Origin of the sequence: Brevibacterium marinum, from assembly GCF_011927955.1 — a bacterium.
Lineage (GTDB): Bacteria > Actinomycetota > Actinomycetes > Actinomycetales > Brevibacteriaceae > Brevibacterium > Brevibacterium marinum.
In genome coordinates this window covers 2,533,311-2,551,838 of record NZ_JAATJN010000001.1, presented here as the reverse complement: position 1 = coordinate 2,551,838, position 18,528 = coordinate 2,533,311, and the positions used below count along the sequence as shown (strand labels likewise).

Here is an 18,528-nt window from a genome sequence, read left to right as displayed (position 1 = left end):
CAGAGTCGTCGTCGCTAGGACGCCGATCCCGGATCAGGCAGTCGCGAGTTGCCGCAGCACGTACTGATATTGCTTTCGTTAGTGGCAGTTCGGGCCCTTGGGCACTTCAGAGACAGGTTCGGCAAACTGAAACCCCAGGTCAGACGCCGATTGTTTCCACTTGTTCACCTACCGCTACCGCAGCATGTCTCGGTGCTGATCTTGGCGGGTCAACATGCTGCGATAGCGGTTCATGTGTCAGACTCACCGCTCCATTCGGTTTGATCCAATGATCCATGCTTCTTCATCCACCGGAACGGGATCCAGGACTGCTTCGGCGAGCTTGGCAAGACGATCGGCAGTGAGATCTGGGCGCGTGGGCGACCTGTGCCGAGCACGCTTAAGGCGGCCCCCTGGGACCCATTGCATGCTTGGGCCGCCGGCGTGAATGAGAGAATCGCTCCATGCCCGACCTCTCGCCCCCAGCCGACTCCTCAGTCAGGGCGTCCATTCTCGACACCAGCGTCATCCCGCTCGGCGAGCGGGCTCTCCAAAGCATTCTCGATCATGTGATGGCCGTCGGTGACGAGGCCGAGACAACCTGTCTCGAGGTCAAGGGCCCGCTCGACATGGGAAGCAAGACGTCCACGGCCAAGATCGTGAAGTTCCTCCTGGGAGCGGCCAATCGTCGTCCGCACGAGGCGGCCCGGCATTTCCGCGGTTACGCGGTACTCGTGATCGGTGCGCAGAAGGACGATGCCCCCGGAGTGCCTCGCGGCACCGAGGCCCACGAGCTCGAGGACCGCCTCCGCCCCTACCTCGGACCGCAGTTCCCCGCCTTCGAGTTCGGGAGGATCGGAGTCGGCCGCGACAACGAAGTGCTATTCGTCATCGCCCAGCCGCCCGAGGACGGCCAGTCGATCTTCCCCTGCCACAAGAGCTATCAGGGCGACGACCGCCGCGACAGCCTCGAGGACGGAGCGATCTACGTGCGGGGCACCAGCAACACCCGTCCCGCACGGTCCGGAGAGGTCCTCGCGCTCGTCGAGCGCGCCCGCGGCGGCGGAAAGCCGCCGATCGTGCTCGAGGTGGAACTGGTCGGCTGCGTCCATCGCGTCGACCGCGTCGAGGAAGTCCTGGAGCAGCTGCTGAACTACCGAGAAGAGCAATTCAGCAAGGAACCGGAGCAGCACGAGAAGAGCTCCTTCTCCCCGGCGTCGCTCCAGTTGGCGTCGAGCGCATTCGGAACCCCGAGACCGCTGTCGAGGGAAGACCGCGAGAAGGCCCTGGCCGCTTGGCGGAGTAAAAAGGCCGAACACATCGCAGGCAGCCGGGAGCACTTCCTGGGCGCGGGACTGCTAGGAGCGGGGATCCGCGTGCTCAGCCGCGACCGTTTCATCGCGAAGCCGCGCCTGACCTTGACCTTCCACGGGTGCGAACTGTTCGACCACCTCGATGCCGACGACGCAGACTTCGAGAAAGCGGCCGAGCCAGTGCTGCGGAGACAGAATCCGCTCGGGCCAGGCTTCGACTACTCGACGCTCCGTCCCCTCCCAAGGGACTACCCCGTGAGCTGGAGCAACCGAGGCGAGGACGCGGAGATCGTGCTCACCCCGGAATCGTTGCGTCCGAACGATCCGTGGACCACCGACCAAGACGACTACGTGATCGTCGCGAGGGATCCCGGAGCCGGCTTGGTGGAGGTCTCCTGGGTCCTCACCGAGGACGGCAACGACACGGTGGCCACCGGCGAGATCACGGTGCCGACCAAGGAGCTCATCGACGCCGCCGACCTGTTCAAGTCAGTGTTCTCTGACGAGGAGTGAGCACGCCGCCAGATGCCGCTGGCGGTCGTAGCTGCGAGGGCGACCCATGAGACCAAAACTCCCGCAACGTTGCAGGGATCTCGTCTCGTTATGAAGATGTCTAAGAGACACCCTCATCGACCGCCACTGCACATCATCCAATTACGCTTGCGTTCCGGGCGAGCTCGACGCGAATATCCCTCCTGCAGCCCATGACGCGTATTCGCGAGCGATGTCTTCGAGCGCGGTGTCGCTGAGGTCACCGACGCCGTGGACGAAGGATCCGGAGCAATAGTTCATGCCGACTCGTGCGGCGGTGGTGGCGTACGGGGAGGTGAGCTCGTTCATCGTTCGTCCGTAACGCCCCTCTGGCACGTAGTCGTGGGCGCGTGACCAGGTCGACACCGCGATGGTGAGCTCTTTGCCTTCCAGTGCGTGTCCGCCGGGCCCGTAGGCCCAGCCGCGTTCCAGCGCGACTTCGAGCCATTCGGATAGCAGTGGCGGGGCGCTGTACCAGCGGAAGGGGAACTGCAGGACGATCCGATTGTGCCTGGCGAGTTCCCGCTGCTCAGCTGCGGCGTCGAAGCCGTCGGTTCCGCGGACGTCTGCCAGCGCGCGGACGGTGATCTGCTCTTCGGTGTCGAGTGCTCGGAGCCAGGCGGCGTTGACGCGTGATTTCTCCAGGTCGGGGTGGGCGGCGATCACCAGTGTGGTTGGCTGCATGGTCTCGTCGGCTACTTTCGCTGGTGGGCGTTCTGTTGATTCGTCCCGCGTGCTGACGCGCACGATGACCAGGGCGATCACTGCGACGACACCGAGGAGCGTTGCAAACGCGATCACGGCATTGCCGAGCCCGATGGCGTCAGCGAGATAGCCGGTGGCCACCGGCAAGACTCCAGCCGGGACGTAGCCGGAGATGTTGAGCGCGGCGTTGGACTCGGCGCGTCGTTCGGGAACGATCCGTGTGGCAATAAGCGTGAGGCCGGCAAGCTGACCCAGCCCTTGGGCGGTGCCCGCGAACAGAGCGGCGGCGAGGAAGACCGGCCACCATGGCGTCACGGTGACAGCGAGCCCCAGCATCCCCATCGAGACCACGGCGGTGATGGAACTGAGTGCGAGATGCTCTCGAGTGGAGAGGCTGCCCGCGGCGAACTGGATCCCGGTCGCAAGAAGGAACATTGCGCAGGCGACAGCCCCCGCAATCAGGGGGTCCGGAACGCCGATCGGTCCAGCCAGTACCGAGGGCCCCAGCGAGAGCACGAAGGAGGTCGCTGTGATGCCCGGGCCGAAGGTAGCTGCGCCCCACAGGAGTTCACGCCGACGATCCCGTGGAGGCATCGGCCAACGAAGGAGTCGTTCGCCCGTGCTTCCGACCTGCACCGCCCGTGCCAGCGGCAACCGCATACTGACTGCCAGGGCCGCGAGGCCCAGCGCCGTGACGACGGCGAACGTCCACAGCTGCGGTGTGGGGGTGGTCTTCGCGGTGATCTCCGAGAGCATCGGGCCGAGGCCTGCGCCGAGCACCATGGAGGCGGACGCGATGAGACTGCCTGCCCTCTTGCGCGCAGACGGCGCGACGTCGACTACTGCGGCCATCCCCGCCGTCACCGCTCCTCCGACGGCGACGACGGCCAGCAGCCGGGCCAGCAGCAGCCACGCGACGTCCAGGGCGAGCATGAACAGCGCCCCGGATGCAATCGCGGCCACCATGGCCGGCACGAGGACCACGCGCCGCCCGTATCGGTCGGCAAGCCCGCCGGCGACGATGAGCGTGCCCACCAGCCCGACCATGTAGCAGGCAAAGATGATCGTGAGCGTCCCGGACGAGAAGCCCCACTCCCGCTGCCACTCGACGTACAGCGGCGTCGAGGCGTTGGACAGCACGAACACCGATACGACCGTCAGTGCTGCTGCCACGGACCATCTGAGATTCCGTTGTTCGACTTCTCGCTTCATCTCCACCACCTAGTTCGAAACTACTCGTATCAGTACGAGTCGAATCGAACTTATCATCAGTACGAAGAATCTCCAACAGCGGGTAGACTGCGGGCATGCACACACTTGCGCCGACCTACGCCAATGAGACGGGGCCGCCTGACGAGCTCCCCGAGCGACTGCCGGAGCCTGCGGTGGATGAGATCCGTCTCGAGCGCATCATGGGTGTGCTAGCCGAGCCCCTCAGGCTGACGATCATCCAGAAGCTCCTGCTGTCATCCGAGGACTTCGACCAGACCTGCGGGTGGTTCGGCTTCGACCGGCCCAAGTCCACACTCACGCATCACTTCAAGGCACTGCGCGAGGCCGGCGTCATCACCCAGCGCCAGTACGGCCTCGAGCGACGCAGTCGCGTCCGCCTCGAGGACCTGAACACCCGCTTCCCCGGGCTCGTCGACTTAGTGCTCGACTGGCGCGCAGACGCGGGCTGACCTGCCGGACGGGTCGCTGAGCCGGAGATAGACATATCCAGTGCGATCATCGGATCGAACAGTACGCGCGCATGCCTTGCGGGCCATGTCATTCACGTTAGCTGCATGAGGGCCGGACGTTGGTGACGCCTTTCTGCAAGCGCGACGCCGGCGGCTGGCCGCTCGCGCCTGAATGGGACCGGTGATAGTTGTAGTGGATGTTGCAGACGGCGATCGCTGCCGTGCGGGCGTCCTCGCTGGCGAAGCCCCGGGCGTAGAGCAGCTCCTCGGCCAGGATGCGCTGGTAGCGCTCCACCTTTCCGTTGCGGCGAGGGGTGTATGGCTTGGTCCTCTGGTGCCGGGACTGGTTGCCGACGATCCGGGCGAAGTCGCCGGAGCGATAGCACGCGCCATTGTCTGTGAGGACGCGGTGGATGTGGAAGATGCCGTGTGCGGCGAACCAGACCTTCGCTCGGGCCAGGAACGCCGCCGCGGTGGCTCCCTTCTCGTCGCTCAGCGGTTCGGTGCAGGAGAGCCTGGAGAAGCCGTCGACGGCGGAGTGCAAGTAGATGTAGCCGCGCTTTGCGCCCGCTGATTTGGCGCGACCTGCGGCCTTGGCCTGGTCACTGTCGCGGCCATGGATCTACCAGCCGCCACCGTCGGGGATCCTGCCGACCTTCTTCACATCGAGGTGCACCATGTGGCCGAGCCAGTGGGCCGAGATCTTTCCTGGCTTGCGGTTGTTATCCCCTCCTGGGTCGATGAACCGTCGTTGAGCGAGGCCGAGCCTGGTCAGATGCCGGCTGACGGTTCGGCGGTTGATCGTGACCTCGAGCTCGTCGAGCTCGTCAGTGATGCGTTGGGCTGACCGCTTGTGCTCACGCCGCCAGGTTTCGATCCGCTCGATGACCCAGGCTGGTGTGGCGTTCGAGCTCCGGTGGGGGCTCGATGAGCGGTCGCGCAGCCCGGCATCTCCGGGACGTCGCCATCGGTTGACCCACTTAGATGCGCAGGCACGCGAGATCCCCATCTCGGCGGCCACATGGGCGATGGGACGCGTCTTACATCGCTCGACCAGTCGGCGGCGTCCCTCGAGGCTGAGCGGGGCGTTGGCGTGGCTCATGCGTCCATCTCGTATGAGCGGTCCATCAGGTCGGTCATCGCCTGTTGGAAGTCGCGGCGCTTCTTGTCGCTCCAGCCTGTGGTCAGCTCAACGAACACTTCCTCCTGCCAACGATGCGCTTGGTCCAGCATCGACCGGCCCGCAGAGGTGAGTGATGCTTCGCGTCGTCGGCCATCGGTCGCGGACGCTGCCATGACGAGATACCCGGCTGCGGTGGCGCTCTTGATCAACCGTGACGCGCCGCTCTGGTCGATCCCGATCTCCTGCGCGATCGCGTTCACCGTTGCCGGGCTGGCGCGCAGCCTCAGAGCATGGACAGCCTCGCACACGAGCACGAGCCGCCCCTGCTCACCGCCAGTGTCTGCTGCGGCAGAGCGGCGTGACCAGTGCCTGACGAAATGGAACAGGACCTGTCCCGGGCCGAGGTCTGTCACTCGGTTGCCGCCATCTCGCGGCAGATGTAGGCCAGCTCGAGAGCGGCCTTGAGGTCTGGCAGCCTGAAAGCAGCCGTGACCTTCCCGGCGGCAGCGCGGAAGACGGTCGCTACTCGCGTGGATTCCGTGCTCTCGGGCCAGGTCGCGTCCTCCTCGACCACCATCAGTCGCTCGCTTACAGGGTGCCAGGACCGCGGGACCAGCTTGATCCCCGAGCGCTCCACCCACTCGGCAAACTGCGCAGGCGTGATCGGGCCCGCGCCCTTCGGGCCGAGCACGACGACCGGATCGCCTACCGCACGCTCAGATCGCTGCAGGTCGCGGGCATTGACGCTCGCGTGCCACTCGTTGATCGCTTCTTCAAGGTTGGGTTCCATGACCAGAAGTATATGCGATTCGCATGCATCGACGCTCGAGTGGCCGCGACATCAACCTCCTGCCCCGCAACAACTAGCAGGCGCGTCGGGGGCAGCGGCGCACGGCCGTGACATCACAGTGAAAGGCGCAGCACCAAGTTTCGACTCACCTGAGCATGAGCCCCATGACCGATATCCTAGGGAAGCTGATTTCCCTATGGCCGGCAGCTACTCGATCGAGTTCGCGCCCAGCAGTGCCTTGACTTCCGCATAGAGGTCATTCGTCACAGACACCGGGTGGTTGGGGAGATCGAAGTGGACGATGCTCTGCGGCTTGCGCATCTTCAGATGGGTCGCCGTCTCTCCTGGATGCCTTGACAGAATGTCGCCGAGTTCGGTGACCCGTGGTTCCGTGGTGGCGTCTTCTGCAATAAGGATGGTGAATGGCCGGTCGTGCCGGTCGATCATGGCATCCAGGACTTCGATGCCGTCGGCATGGAGGTTGAGTCCCTCGTCACGGACGCTCACTCGTCCGGTCACAGCGACGACTACGTCTTGTTCGAGGGCCGATGAATAGAGCTGGTGCGTCTTGCCCATCACCATGACGGTGACATCAGCGCTCAGGTCTTCAACGCGAACGATCGCGTAAGGATTTCCAGAGGACTTGGCAACACGTTGCTGGACTTGAGTGATCAGACCCGCCACGGTGATGCGCTGACCGTCCTTGGGCGGCTTCTCGCCCAGTAGCTGCTCGATTGCATGGGTCGATCGCTTCGAGAGCTGCTGCTCAAGCCCGGTAAGCGGATGGTCGGAGACATAGAGTCCGAGCATGTCGCGCTCGTGACCGAGCTTCTCGAGCCTTCCCCACTCAGGGAGTGTTGGGATCTCGGCCGACACATCATCGAATCCCTCGCCATCGATCCCGGCGAACAGGTCGTACTGCCCGCGTGCCTCTTCCCGTTTGACGGACGTCGTAGCGTCGACAGCTTCTTTGTGGATGCTGACGAGTGCACGCCGAGAATGGCCGTACTGGTCGAACGCCCCTGCCTTGATCAGCGATTCGACCGCCCGCTTGTTGGTCGCCTCCTGCGGAACTCTCCGGAGGAAGTCGTGAAACTCTTCGAATGGACGCTCTTTCCGGGTGCGCACGATCTGTTCGACCACGTTGCCGCCCACATTGCGGATCGCCTCGAGACCGAAGCGGATGTCTTCGCCGACGGCGGCGAAGTACCGGATCGACTCGTTGACGTCCGGTGGGAGGACGCGGATACCCATCCTGCGGGTCTCCCCGAGGTAGAGCGCCATTTTGTCGCGATTCTCTCCCACACTGGTCAGCAGTGCGGCCATGTACTCAGCTGGGTAGTGCGCCTTGAGGTAGGCCGTCCAGTAACTGAGGAGGCCGTAGGCGTCGGAGTGGGCCTTGTTGAAGGCGTAGTCGGAGAACGGCAGGAGGATGTTCCACAGGGTCGTGATCGCCTCCTCGCTGTAGCCGTTCGTACGCATCCCGGATGAGAACCCCTCGAATTGCTTGTCGAGCTCGGCCTTTTTCTTTTTGCCCATCGCACGGCGCAGCAGGTCGGCCTGACCGAGCGTGAAGCCCGCAAGGACCTGAGCGATGGTCATGACCTGCTCTTGGTAGACGATCAGCCCGTACGTCTTGCCCAGGACCTCATCCAGCGGCTCGGCGAGCTCGGGGTGGATGGGGACGATCTCCTGCTGCCCGGTTTTGCGCAGCGCGTAGTTGATGTGCGAGTTGGCCCCCATCGAGCCTGGCCGGTACAGGGCACCCACAGCGGTGATGTCCTCGAAGTGATCAGGTCGCGCGAGCCGCAGTAGAGACCGCATGGCGTCGCCGTCGAACTGGATGACCCCGAGCGTGTCGCCGCGGCGCATGAGCTCGAAGACGCCGGCGTCATTGAGCGGCAGCTCCTCGAGGTCGATCTCCTCGCCACGGTTGGTGCGGATGTTGTCGAGCGCGTCGCTGATGATGGTGAGGTTCCGCAGACCGAGGAAGTCCATCTTGATCAGGCCGAGGCCCTCACACGTCGGATAGTCGAACTGGGTGATGATCTGCCCGTCTTGGTCCCGCTTCATCAGTGGGATTACGTCCATGAGGGGCTCGCTGGACATGATCACCCCGGCCGCGTGCACTCCCCACTGCCGCTTGAGGTTCTCCAACCCTGTCGCGGTGTCGTAGACGGTCCGAACCTCGGGGTCGGATTCGATGAGAGCCCGGACGTCCTGAGCTTCGGCGTAGCGCGGATGCTCGGAGTCGAAGATGCCGCTGAGGGGGATGTCCTTGCCGGAGACGGTCGGAGGCATGGCCTTGGTGACCTTCTCCCCCATGCTGAAGGGGTGTCCGAGGACGCGAGCAGAATCCTTCAGTGCTTGCTTGGCCTTGATCGTGCCGTAGGTGACGATCTGTGCGACCCGGTCGTCACCGTACTTATCGGTGACGTACTGGATGACCTCGCCCCGGCGGCGATCGTCGAAGTCCACGTCAAAGTCAGGCATCGACACGCGATCGGGATTCAGGAACCGCTCGAAGATCAGATCGTGGACGAGCGGGTCGAGTCCGGTAATCGTCAGCGCGTAGGCGACCATCGACCCGGCTCCGGAGCCGCGTCCAGGTCCGACGCGGATGCCCTGGCTCTTGGCCCACTGGATGAAGTCGGCGACAACGAGGAAGTAACCGGCGAAGCCCATCTGGAGGATGATCGCGGTCTCGTACTCCGCGCGCTCACGTACCTCCTGGCTGATGCCACCCGGGTAGCGCATGTTCAGTCCGCGCTCGATCTCCTTGACCAGCCAGGTCTCCTCGGTCTCCCCGTCGGGCACGGGGAACCGCGGCATGTAGTTCGCCGAGGTATCGAACTCGACGTTGCACCGTTCGGCGATCAGCAATGTGTTGTCGCAGGCCTCCGGGAAGTCGCGGAACAAGTGCCGCATCTGCGCGGCTGATTTCAGATAGAACTCGTCGGCGTCGAACTTGAAGCGTTTCGGGTCGTCCATGGTTGACCCGGACTGCACACACAGCAGAGCGGCGTGGCTCTTCGCGTCGTCTGCAGCGACGTAGTGCAGGTCGTTCGTGGCCACGAGCGGCAGGCCGAGGTCTTTCGCGATTCTGATGAGGTCGCCCATCACACGCTTCTCGATTCCCAGGCCGTGATCCATGAGTTCGCAGAAGTAGTTCTCCGCCCCGAAGATGTCGCGGAAGTCCGCCGCCGCCTGCCGGGCCTCGTCGTACTGTCCGAGACGAAGACGCGTCTGGACCTCGCTGGAGGGGCAGCCGGTCGTCGCGATGAGGCCCCGTCCGTAAGTGCTCAGGAGCTCGCGGTCCATCCTCGGCTTGAAGTACTGCCCCTCCATCGAGGCCAACGATGAGAGCCGGAAGAGGTTGTGCATGCCCCCGGTCGTCTCCGCGAGCATCGTCAAGTGCGTGTACGCCCCGGCCCCCGACACGTCGTCTCGAGATCCGTCACCCCAGCGGACACGGGTACGCTCCGAGCGGTGAGTGCCTGGGGTCAGATACGCCTCGGTCCCGATGATCGGCTTGATACCAGCGTCCTTCGCGGTCCGCCAGAACTCGAACGCCCCGAAGACGTTCCCGTGGTCTGTCACGGCGACCGCGGGCATGCCCTGACGGGCGGCTTCGTCCACGAGCGGACCGATGTGGGCGGCCCCATCGAGCATGGAGTACTCGCTGTGCACGTGGAGATGGACAAACTCTTCTGTTGGCATCTGCGTCCTTCCGAACAACGCGTGGTTGACCGGTCCAGTTCAACAGTGCATACAGACGTGCATCCAACAACGTGGACATCGGTGCGCCACAACCAGACGTTGTACCCCGTAGAGTGGCGGCATGGATGTGGAAACAGTGAAGACGTTCCTCGCCGTCGCCGAGTTCGGGCAGTTCCAAGAGGCGGCGGCCGAGCTGGGGGTCACCCAACAGGCGATCTCGAAGCGCGTCTCCCGGCTGGAGTCGGAGCTCGGAGTCCGCGTCTTCGCCCGCACGCCGCGAGGAGCGCAGCTCAGCGTCGACGGACAGGCGTTCCTTCCGCACGCTCGGGAGCTGGTTCAGGTTGCGGAACGCGCTGTCGACTCGGTCCATCCCGGACGTCGGGCGCTGCGGGTCGACGTCCTCCACCGAAGGATCGCGCCCTCAGTGCTGATGCGCGAGTTCCACCGGAGCAACCCCCACATGTTGCTCGACGTCGTAACCCTTGGCACGGCCAGCGTCATCCACGCGATCGACGCGATTCGCGCAGGCACCATCGATGCCTCTTTCCGCGCGGTCCTGCACGAATCGCCGGACCAGTGGACTGACATCGTTGCACCCCGGGTCTTCGAATCACGAATGGAGGTACTCGTCGGCCCACATCATCCGCTTGCCTCCGCCAAGTCGCTGGCACCTCATGACCTGCGGGCCCATCGCATCTGGATCCCAGGGATCCTGCCAGGAACCGAATGGGCTCACTACTACGACAGGCTCGCTGCCGATTTCGATCTCAGTATCGATGGCGTTGGCCCGCATTTCGGCGACGAGGCCTTGCTCGAGGAGATCGCTGACTCGAAGTCCCTGATGACGTTCGTGGGCGACAGGGATCGCTACCTCTGGCCGACGCATTTCGACCTTCGCCGAATCCCGCTGAGGGATCCAGCTCCGATCTACCCCTACTCGCTCGTGTACCGCAAGGACAACGCACATCCCGCGATCCCGGGGCTACTCAACTACTTCAAGAGTCTGGAGAGCACTTCTGCGGGCACAACCTGGCTTCCCTAGCCTCACGACAGAAGCATCCACCGCGCCTGTGCCGTCGAGCTGTCGCCCCGCAACCTCTCCGTTCGCTGTACGTCAAAGTCACTCGGTGTCAGAAGTGCGACCGTCCTCACCACCCGGAGTCGGGACGAACGATCTGTCACCTCCTCTTCGCGCTATGGTCGTGCCATCACGATCAGCCCGCTGCAAGGCGGGGCTAATTCTAATCGCGGGGAGTACACCGCCGTTGCGGAACTGATGTCTATAAGACTCGGCCTCGTCACAACCCTTCGATTGAGCACAATCACGATCAACGCGCCATGCGAACCGATCTGCGCCTCATAGATCGTAGTTCGGACCGGGCCAGCCCGTGCTAGACTGAAATCACTACATCCCCCACGCCTCTCCGAGATGCGCACTTGGGGGATTTTCTCTGCCCATGTCCACGAGGTGGGCCAATGACTCGCCACGACGCTCGACTCGCCCACCTCGTCCGCGGGGGACCCTTCACTACGACAAGCCGCCCATGGCGCTGGACGAACTCGTTGACCACCTCGCCCACCGTGTCCTGGCTCGAGGGAGACGATGCGCTGCCGGAGAAATCGAGGAAGTGGCTCTACCCCTCCTCGTATCCCTGCAGACGGCTCTGGAGACGATCTCCCCCAGTAGCGGCTGGTCGCGACGGCTCCACGGACTGATCGATTCCCGACTCCCGGTGAACCTGCGCGGCATGGGAATCCCTCAAGACTGGGCCGATGACCCGTCCTGACGTCTACACCTCGACTGAGCCATATACAGAAGACGCATGCGCCCTGCCGGGCCGAAGCCTGACGGGGCGCATGCGTGAGAGGCTGGAGCTACATGCGGCCGTCCGCGTCAGCGTCCAGATCGTCTCGTGTCTGAGCCGATCGGCTCAACTACCGGCAAGTTGCCGCAGCACGTACTGAGACACGCTTCTCCGATGTGCACGGTAGTTGAACACCTGAGTTCACCCTACTGACGGGGCAAATCGCCAGGTCAGGGGCATCCCCAGGAAGGGCATGGGACTTCTTCGCTGCCGCTGGTGCAACACCGTCGACGTGGTTCGTTTGCGGTAGTTGGGCATTGGCCAGTAGCCGACCCGGAATGGACCCTGGCGAGATAGAGGGGGGCTTGCCCAGCCGTCCGTCGCACTGCAGCAGGCATCCCATTCGATCAATCGCCCGCAGGTATCAGTCTCACCGATCCGGTTTCGCTCTATGTCGTTACGCCACTCACACTCTAGACTTCTAGGCTCTCGCTGGACGATCTCCATTTTCGCGCCTCAAGAAGTCCCGAGAAGGAGATGACTAGGAGGCGAACATCTGGGCAGTCGGAAGGCAGCTGACGTGCGAGCCACGCACATCCGAGATCGCCAGATCGTCGGGCGCACCCGTCGCGTCCGACCGAGTACCGGTCGGCCCGTCAACTGGTCGTGGCCGTTGCCGAGCACGGGCCCAACTTCGGGCATCCTTCGGGCCCAGTCGACCGCCCATCGAGTGACCCCCGCTGCACTGAGCTCACGTGCCTTGCGTTCTGAATCGACATCAGTCAATATAGAAGCATGTCGAATCAAGAAATAGTGATCGTCGGGTCCGGCCCGGCGGGGTACACGGCCGCGGTATACGCGGCGCGGGCGGGTCTGGCTCCGGTAGTAGTCGCCGGGTCGGTCTCTGCTGGTGGGGCACTGATGACGACGACGGAGGTAGAGAACTTCCCTGGCTTCACCGCCGGCATCCAGGGGCCAGAGCTGATGGAAGCAATGCGCGGACAGGCCGAACGATTCGGCGCACGCATCGTCCTCGACGACGCCCTCCGCCTAAACTTGGACGGCCCAATCAAGACCATCGAGACGGGCTCCGGTGAGATCTTCCACACGCCGGCAGTCATCCTTGCCATGGGTTCGGCCTACCGCAGGCTCGGACTACCCGAGGAGGAACGACTGTCCGGGCACGGCCTGTCGTGGTGCGCGACCTGTGACGGGTTTTTCTTCCGGAAGAAGGAGATCGCAGTCATCGGCGGCGGTGACTCGGCTATGGAGGAAGCACTGTTCCTCACCCGATTCGCCTCGAAAGTCACGATCGTGCATCGCCGTGACGAATTCCGGGCCTCGAGGATCATGGCCGAGCGCGCTCTGAGCGATAGGCGAATCGAGGTGGCCTGGAACAGCGAGGTCGCCGAGGTCATCGGCGACCCCCAGGTCGAGGGGCTGCGGCTGCGCGACGTGGTGTCCGGGGCCGAGCGGGTGCTGCCCGTGGCTGGTGCCTTCGTCGCGATCGGCCATGACCCGCGATCGGAGCTGCTGGTCGGACAGATCGATCTCGACCCCAATGGATATGTGCGGGTTGCGCATCCTGGCACGGAGACGAATCTGCCTGGCGTGTTCGCGGCCGGCGACCTCGTCGACCACCGCTATCGGCAGGCAATCACCGCAGCGGGCACCGGCTGCGCAGCAGCTTTGGACGCTCAACAATTCCTCGCCGCTGCGCCCGCGGCGACCCTTCAGACCATAACAACGGAGGTTTCCGCATGATTACGAAGACAGTGACAGACTCAACTTTCCACGCGGAGGTGCTCGACTCCGACCGGCCGGTGGTCGTCGACATCTGGGCGACATGGTGCGGACCGTGCAAGCAGGTCGCACCGATCCTCGACGAGCTCTCCGAGGAGTACGCCGGTCGGGTGAAGATCGTGAAGGTCGACGCCGACGCGAATCCCGATGTCGTGACCGCCGCCGGAGTCACGTCGATCCCGACTCTAGGGTTCTATCGCGACGGGAGTCGGGTGGACGTCCTCATCGGAGCGCAGCCGCGCCCGCTGATCGCATCGAAGATCGAGGAGCTGCTGGCATGACCACCGAGACGACAAAGACCGCAACGAACGCCCCGAAGCGCCTGTCAACACTGGATAAGTGGCTGCCGCTCTGGATCGGGCTGGCGATGGTCGCAGGCCTCCTCCTGGGACGATTCATTCCTGGAATCTCGGACCTGTTGTCGCACATGGAGATCGGCGGGATCTCCGTGCCGATCGCGCTCGGCCTTCTCGTGATGATGTACCCGGTCCTGGCCAAGGTCCGCTACGACAAGGTCGCCGCCGTCACCGGCGACAAGAAGCTCCTTATCTCCTCTCTGGTGCTCAATTGGCTTGCCGGACCGGCGATCATGTTCGCTCTGGCCTGGCTGCTCCTGCCCGACCTTCCCGAGTACCGCACCGGGCTCATCATCGTCGGTCTGGCCCGCTGCATCGCCATGGTCGTGATCTGGAACGACCTGGCCTGCGGCGACCGCGAGGCGACCGCGGTGCTGGTGGCGATCAACTCGGTCTTCCAGGTCGTCATGTTCTCCGTCCTCGGCTGGTTCTACCTCAGCGTCCTGCCGAGCTGGCTCGGCCTGGACACACAAGGGCTCGAGGTGTCGATGGGCCAGATTGCCCTCAACGTCCTCGTCTTCCTCGGAGTGCCCCTGGTCGCGGGATTCGCCTCGCGGTGGATCGGTGAGAAGCGCAAGGGCCGGGACTGGTACGAGGAGAAATTTGTTCCTAAGGTCGGACCCTGGGCCTTGTACGGGCTGCTGTTCACTGTGGTACTGCTGTTCGCCCTCCAGGGTGAGCAGATCACGAGCCGGCCGCTGGACGTCGTCCGGATCGCTCTGCCGCTACTGGTGTACTTCGCCGTCATGTGGTTCGCCGGCCTGCTGCTGGGCAAAGGCATCGGCCTCGGTTATGCACGGTCGACGACACTGGCATTCACTGCGGCGGGCAACAACTTCGAGCTCGCCATCGCCGTCGCGATCGGCACCTTCGGCGCGGCCTCCGGCCAAGCACTGGCCGGCGTCGTCGGACCGCTCATCGAGGTGCCCGTCCTCGTCGGCCTCGTCTACGTCTCCCTCTGGGCCGCCAAGGCGTGGTTCCGCACCGATCCCTATAACCAGGCGGTACGAACGTCATGACCGACATCGCGCTCACGCCAGCCACCCCCGATGAGGACTGCCTGCCCCCGGTGCCGCCGATCTCGACAGCCCTCGGTCAGGAGGTTGCCGCGACCCTCGCGGGCACCCTCAAGGCCCTCGCCGACCCATTGCGTCTGCGGATGCTCTCGGCGATCGCTGTCGATCCTCGTGGAGAGTCGTGCGTGTGTGATCTCGCCGACCTCGCCGACGTCTCTCAGCCGACCGTCTCCCACCATCTCAAGGTCCTCCGGACAGTGGGGCTGCTCAATTCCGAGCGCCGTGGGACCTGGGTCTGGTACAGCATCGCTCCAGGGAAAAGTGCCGCTGTCGCCGCCTTGCTCGAGGGGTTCGCACCGGCGGCCGTTGCCCCCAGCGTGGAACCGGAGACGACGGTCGGCGCGGAGCTGGAGAGCATGGACGAGCACATCGAGCGTCTGGCCGCCGACCTCGCCAACGCGACGTCGCAGCTGCCGCGGGAGACCGTCACCAGCATCGTCCGGGAATCGTACACGGCGCTGGCCCGGTCGGCGAAGATCACACGCTACCTGGTGCCCCTGAGCGAGCGATTCGCCCGACAGCGACTGGCTGACCTCACCCGCAACCGAGCAACCGCACCGCCTCAGGTGCTGTTTGTCTGCGTCGCCAACGCAGGTCGCTCCCAGCTGGCCGCGGCGCTGACCCGCAGCCTGTCCGGGGGCAGGGTCGTCGCCCGATCCGCCGGCTCGACCCCAGCAGCGGGCATCCACCCCCACGTGCGCGACCTCGTCGCCGACATCGACCGCGAAGCCGCCGACGAGGCGTTCCCCAAGCCGCTCACCGACGACGCCATTCGCGCCGCCGATGTCGTGGTGACCATGGGCTGCGGCGACGCCTGCCCCATCGTCCCCGGAGTCCGGTACGAAGACTGGGCTGTCGGCGACCCGGCCCTGGCATCGCCGGAGGGACTCGCCGCTATCCGCGACGACATCGCTTCACGCGTGAGCCAACTCCTCGCCACCTTCACCACCGAATGAACGAGAGAAGCACAGACATGAACGATCAAACACCCTCCGTCCTGTTCGTCTGCGTCCACAACGCCGGCCGCTCCCAGATGGCCGCCGGCTGGCTGCGCCACCTCGCCGGGAATCAAATCGAGGTCCGCTCAGCAGGATCCATGCCCGCCGAGCAGATCAACCCGATCGCTGTCGAGGCCATGGCCGAAGAGGGGATCGACATCACCGCCGAGGAACCCAAGGTCCTCACCACCGAGGCCGTGCAGGACTCCGACGTCGTCATCACGATGGGCTGCGGCGACGCCTGCCCGTACTTCCCCGGCAAGCGCTACGAGGACTGGAAGCTCGACGATCCCGCTGGCCAGGGCATCGAGGCGGTACGCCCGATCCGCGACGAGATCAGGTTTCGAATCGAGACGCTCACCGCAGAGCTGCTCGATCAGGACCCGGCGCGGGCGTGAGTGACGTCGTCGTCATCGGAGGAGGCCAGGCCGGACTCGCCGCAGGATATTTCCTCCGCCGCGCCGGCCTGGACTTCGTCATCCTCGACGAACAGGAACGACCGGGCGGGGCCTGGCAGCACGGCTGGCAATCGCTCAGGATGTTCTCCCCAGCCCAGTACAGCCCCCTGCCCGGATGGCCGATGCCCGCCCAGACCGGCGAGACGTTCCCCACCGCAGGCCACGTCGTGGACTACCTCGAACGATACGAGGAGCGCTACGAGTTGCCTGTGCGCCGGTCGGTCGGCGTCACCAGCGTCCGCCGGGGGCATGAGCGTTGGACCGTGGACACGGACGCAGGCTCTCTGAAGGCCGCTTCGGTGATCAGTGCCACCGGCACGTGGCAGAGCCCCTACCTGCCGTACTTCCCCGGTCAGGACACGTTCTCCGGCAGGCAGCTGCACACCGTCGCCTACGACTCGCCCGACATGTTCGCCGGCCAACGGGTCGTGATCGTCGGCGGAGGGAATTCCGCCGCGCAGATCCTCGCCGAGGTCTCCACGGTGGCCGAGACGCTGTGGGTCACCCGGCACCCACCGCGATTCATGCCAGACGATGTCGACGGCAGAGTGCTCTTCGACGTCGCTACCGCCCGCGAGGCAGCCCGTCGCTCTGGCCGGAACCACGACGGTGTGGCCGGACTTGGAGACATCGTCATGGTGCCTCCCGTGCAGGCGGCACGAGATCGCGGCGTCCTGGACCGTTCGCCCATGTTCGACCACCTCAGCCCGACGGGAGTCTCCTGGAACGACGGCCGAGAGCACGAGTGCGATGCGATCATCTGGTGCACCGGCTTCCGCCCACACCTCAGCCACCTGAGCGGGCTCGGCCTGACCCGCGAGCACGGCCATCCCGCCACCGACGACACTCGAAGCATCGACCACCCCGGGCTGCACCTGCTCGGCTACGGCGACTGGACCGGATTCGCCTCCGCCACCATCATCGGCGCGGCCCGCACCGCCAAGCCCGCCGTCGCCGAGATCGGCGCTCGGATGGCTAGGGCTTAAGGCTGATGTCGGACGTATCGATGACGCAGATGATATTGACGTCTATCGATGCGTCGCGTAGATTTTCTATATAGATTATCATCGAATCAAGGAGTTGGCAGATGGACTGCTGGGAACACGAAACGGCCGGCCAGGGTTCTTTCCCCGCCGTCGCATTCTGCCGGCACTGCGGCGCGGCGCTGTGCCGGGAGCATGCGACAGTCTGTACGGACGAACGCGTTCGCCAGAACGGCATGGGATCGCCCACGCGCCTGCTGCCTGACGGCCGGAAGATCTGCTGCTCGACCTGCCGCGAAGCTTTCGTCGAGTCCATCCCCGTGCACCGAGCGGAGCAACGCCTGCGCGATCTGGCAGCCACCGGGCCAGAGTCCGCAACCGCATCGTGCTGACCCGGCTGGCGCGCCCCTGTTGATGAGTGGTGGACATTAACGACGCTCTATGGAACCTCAACGATGACGAGCCGCCGGCATGCAGGGACTGCGCGGCCGCAATGACATCGCGGCCCGTGTCCACGAGCTCAACGTCGTTCTTACCAACTATTGAACAAAGGTAGATATCGTGATCGAGAAGAAGCCGTCCGTCCTGTTCGTCTGCGTCAAGAACGCAGGCAAGTCGCAGATGGCCGCCGCACTCATGCGCCAGGTCGCCGGCGACTCCGTCCGGGTGCACTCGGCCGGCACCTCCCCCGGGACAGCGCTCAATGCCTTGTCCGCTGCCTCTGTCGCCGAGGTCGGGGCTAGCATGGCCGACGAGCACCCGAAGCCGATCGATCCCACTATGCTGCAGACTGCGGACCGCGTCGTCGTCATCGGCGACGAGGCCGTCGTCGAGCCCGTGCCGGGGATGGCCGGGACCATCGAGACATGGACGATCGACGAGCCCTCGGCGCGAGGGATCGAGGGCGAGGAACGAATGCGCCTGGTCCGCGACGAGCTCGCCGAGAAGGTCCGTTGCCTGGCCGCGGGGCTTGTCAAGACGTCAGAGCCCTGAGCCGGCCACGCACCCCTCGCCGTCGTCGCCTTCGCCCGCCTGGACGTTCTCTGGCGCGCTGGCGATCCTGAACACCTCCTCAAGGTCAGCGAGGACGGCGAAGTCGCTGGCGACGGTGCCGGTCGCCTCGGCCGTCGGCTTCACCAGGAGAGACTCGTCACCAGCAGCACTCAAGTTACTGCACATATGGATGCCAAAGGCCGATTGCGTCCA

The 18,528-nt window shown here is 64.7% G+C and carries 15 protein-coding genes and 1 pseudogene; 10 read left to right on the top strand and 6 right to left on the bottom strand.

The genetic code is table 11. From position 1 onward, the window contains the following. Positions 1 to 443: 443 nt before the first annotated feature. Positions 444 to 1,805, top strand: coding sequence for a hypothetical protein (locus tag BKA07_RS11230; RefSeq protein WP_167950961.1), 1,362 nt, complete (start codon positions 444 to 446; stop codon positions 1,803 to 1,805). Between the two features lie 141 nt (positions 1,806 to 1,946). Here the strand turns inward: BKA07_RS11230 and BKA07_RS11225 are convergent, their stop codons facing one another. Then, entirely contained in the window at positions 1,947 to 3,701 is a 1,755-nt protein-coding gene (locus BKA07_RS11225) for an MFS transporter (RefSeq protein ID WP_209043950.1), read from the bottom strand. 134 nt (positions 3,702 to 3,835) lie between these two features. Between BKA07_RS11225 and BKA07_RS11220 the strand changes: the two genes are divergently transcribed. Beyond that, entirely contained in the window at positions 3,836 to 4,210 is a 375-nt protein-coding gene (locus tag BKA07_RS11220; protein ID WP_092107781.1) for an ArsR/SmtB family transcription factor, read from the top strand. Positions 4,211 to 4,307: 97 nt separating this feature from the next. On the opposite strand, the pseudogene BKA07_RS11215 reads toward BKA07_RS11220, so the two are convergent. The 4 genes and pseudogenes from BKA07_RS11215 to dnaE all read right to left on the bottom strand — a co-directional run bounded on the left by BKA07_RS11215 (position 4,308) and on the right by dnaE (position 9,843). After that, a pseudogene (locus BKA07_RS11215) lies at positions 4,308 to 5,312 on the bottom strand (IS481 family transposase). Next, positions 5,309 to 5,641, bottom strand: coding sequence for a MarR family winged helix-turn-helix transcriptional regulator (locus BKA07_RS11210; RefSeq protein WP_342449145.1), 333 nt, complete (start codon positions 5,639 to 5,641; stop codon positions 5,309 to 5,311). Before BKA07_RS11210 ends, BKA07_RS11215 begins: the two are co-directional and overlap by 4 nt. A 101-nt stretch (positions 5,642 to 5,742) precedes the next feature. Continuing rightward, entirely contained in the window at positions 5,743 to 6,123 is a 381-nt protein-coding gene (locus BKA07_RS11205) for a hypothetical protein (RefSeq protein ID WP_092107777.1), read from the bottom strand. A gap of 207 nt (positions 6,124 to 6,330) precedes the next feature. After that, a complete protein-coding gene (dnaE, locus tag BKA07_RS11200) occupies positions 6,331 to 9,843 on the bottom strand; it encodes a DNA polymerase III subunit alpha (RefSeq protein WP_167950959.1) in 3,513 nt (1,170 codons plus the stop codon). Positions 9,844 to 9,964: 121 nt separating this feature from the next. On the opposite strand from dnaE, the gene BKA07_RS11195 reads away from it, so the two are divergent. From BKA07_RS11195 to BKA07_RS11160, 8 genes are all read left to right on the top strand, one after another. Further along, positions 9,965 to 10,885, top strand: a complete 921-nt coding sequence (locus tag BKA07_RS11195) for a LysR family transcriptional regulator (protein ID WP_167950958.1) — start codon at positions 9,965 to 9,967, stop codon at positions 10,883 to 10,885. A 1,558-nt stretch (positions 10,886 to 12,443) separates the two neighbouring features. After that, positions 12,444 to 13,412 (top strand): thioredoxin-disulfide reductase, encoded by a 969-nt coding sequence (trxB, locus tag BKA07_RS11190; protein ID WP_039209001.1) that lies wholly within the window; start codon positions 12,444 to 12,446, stop codon positions 13,410 to 13,412. Next, positions 13,409 to 13,732: a thioredoxin gene (trxA, locus tag BKA07_RS11185; RefSeq protein ID WP_167950957.1), complete on the top strand. Its 324-nt coding sequence runs from the start codon at positions 13,409 to 13,411 to the stop codon at positions 13,730 to 13,732. The genes trxB and trxA overlap by 4 nt, the downstream gene beginning before the upstream one ends. Further along, the gene (gene arsB / locus BKA07_RS11180; protein ID WP_167950956.1) at positions 13,729 to 14,826 is read left to right on the top strand and encodes an ACR3 family arsenite efflux transporter; all 1,098 of its coding nucleotides are present in this window, start codon (positions 13,729 to 13,731) and stop codon (positions 14,824 to 14,826) included. The genes trxA and arsB overlap by 4 nt, the downstream gene beginning before the upstream one ends. After that, complete coding sequence (locus BKA07_RS11175) at positions 14,823 to 15,839, top strand: metalloregulator ArsR/SmtB family transcription factor (RefSeq protein WP_139908192.1); 1,017 nt, start codon at positions 14,823 to 14,825, stop codon at positions 15,837 to 15,839. Before arsB ends, BKA07_RS11175 begins: the two co-directional genes overlap by 4 nt. Positions 15,840 to 15,856: 17 nt before the next feature. Next, positions 15,857 to 16,279, top strand: coding sequence for an arsenate reductase ArsC (locus BKA07_RS11170; RefSeq protein ID WP_039209013.1), 423 nt, complete (start codon positions 15,857 to 15,859; stop codon positions 16,277 to 16,279). Next, positions 16,276 to 17,325 (top strand): ArsO family NAD(P)H-dependent flavin-containing monooxygenase, encoded by a 1,050-nt coding sequence (locus BKA07_RS11165; protein ID WP_139908194.1) that lies wholly within the window; start codon positions 16,276 to 16,278, stop codon positions 17,323 to 17,325. The genes BKA07_RS11170 and BKA07_RS11165 overlap by 4 nt, the downstream gene beginning before the upstream one ends. Positions 17,326 to 17,883: 558 nt before the next feature. Continuing rightward, entirely contained in the window at positions 17,884 to 18,315 is a 432-nt protein-coding gene (locus BKA07_RS11160; RefSeq protein ID WP_157689076.1) for an arsenate-mycothiol transferase ArsC, read from the top strand. Here BKA07_RS11160 and BKA07_RS11155 read toward each other — a convergent pair. Beyond that, the gene (locus BKA07_RS11155; RefSeq protein ID WP_157689074.1) at positions 18,304 to 18,459 is read right to left on the bottom strand and encodes a hypothetical protein; all 156 of its coding nucleotides are present in this window, start codon (positions 18,457 to 18,459) and stop codon (positions 18,304 to 18,306) included. The two genes, BKA07_RS11160 and BKA07_RS11155, sit on opposite strands and share 12 nt — an antisense overlap. Positions 18,460 to 18,528 lie beyond the last annotated feature (69 nt).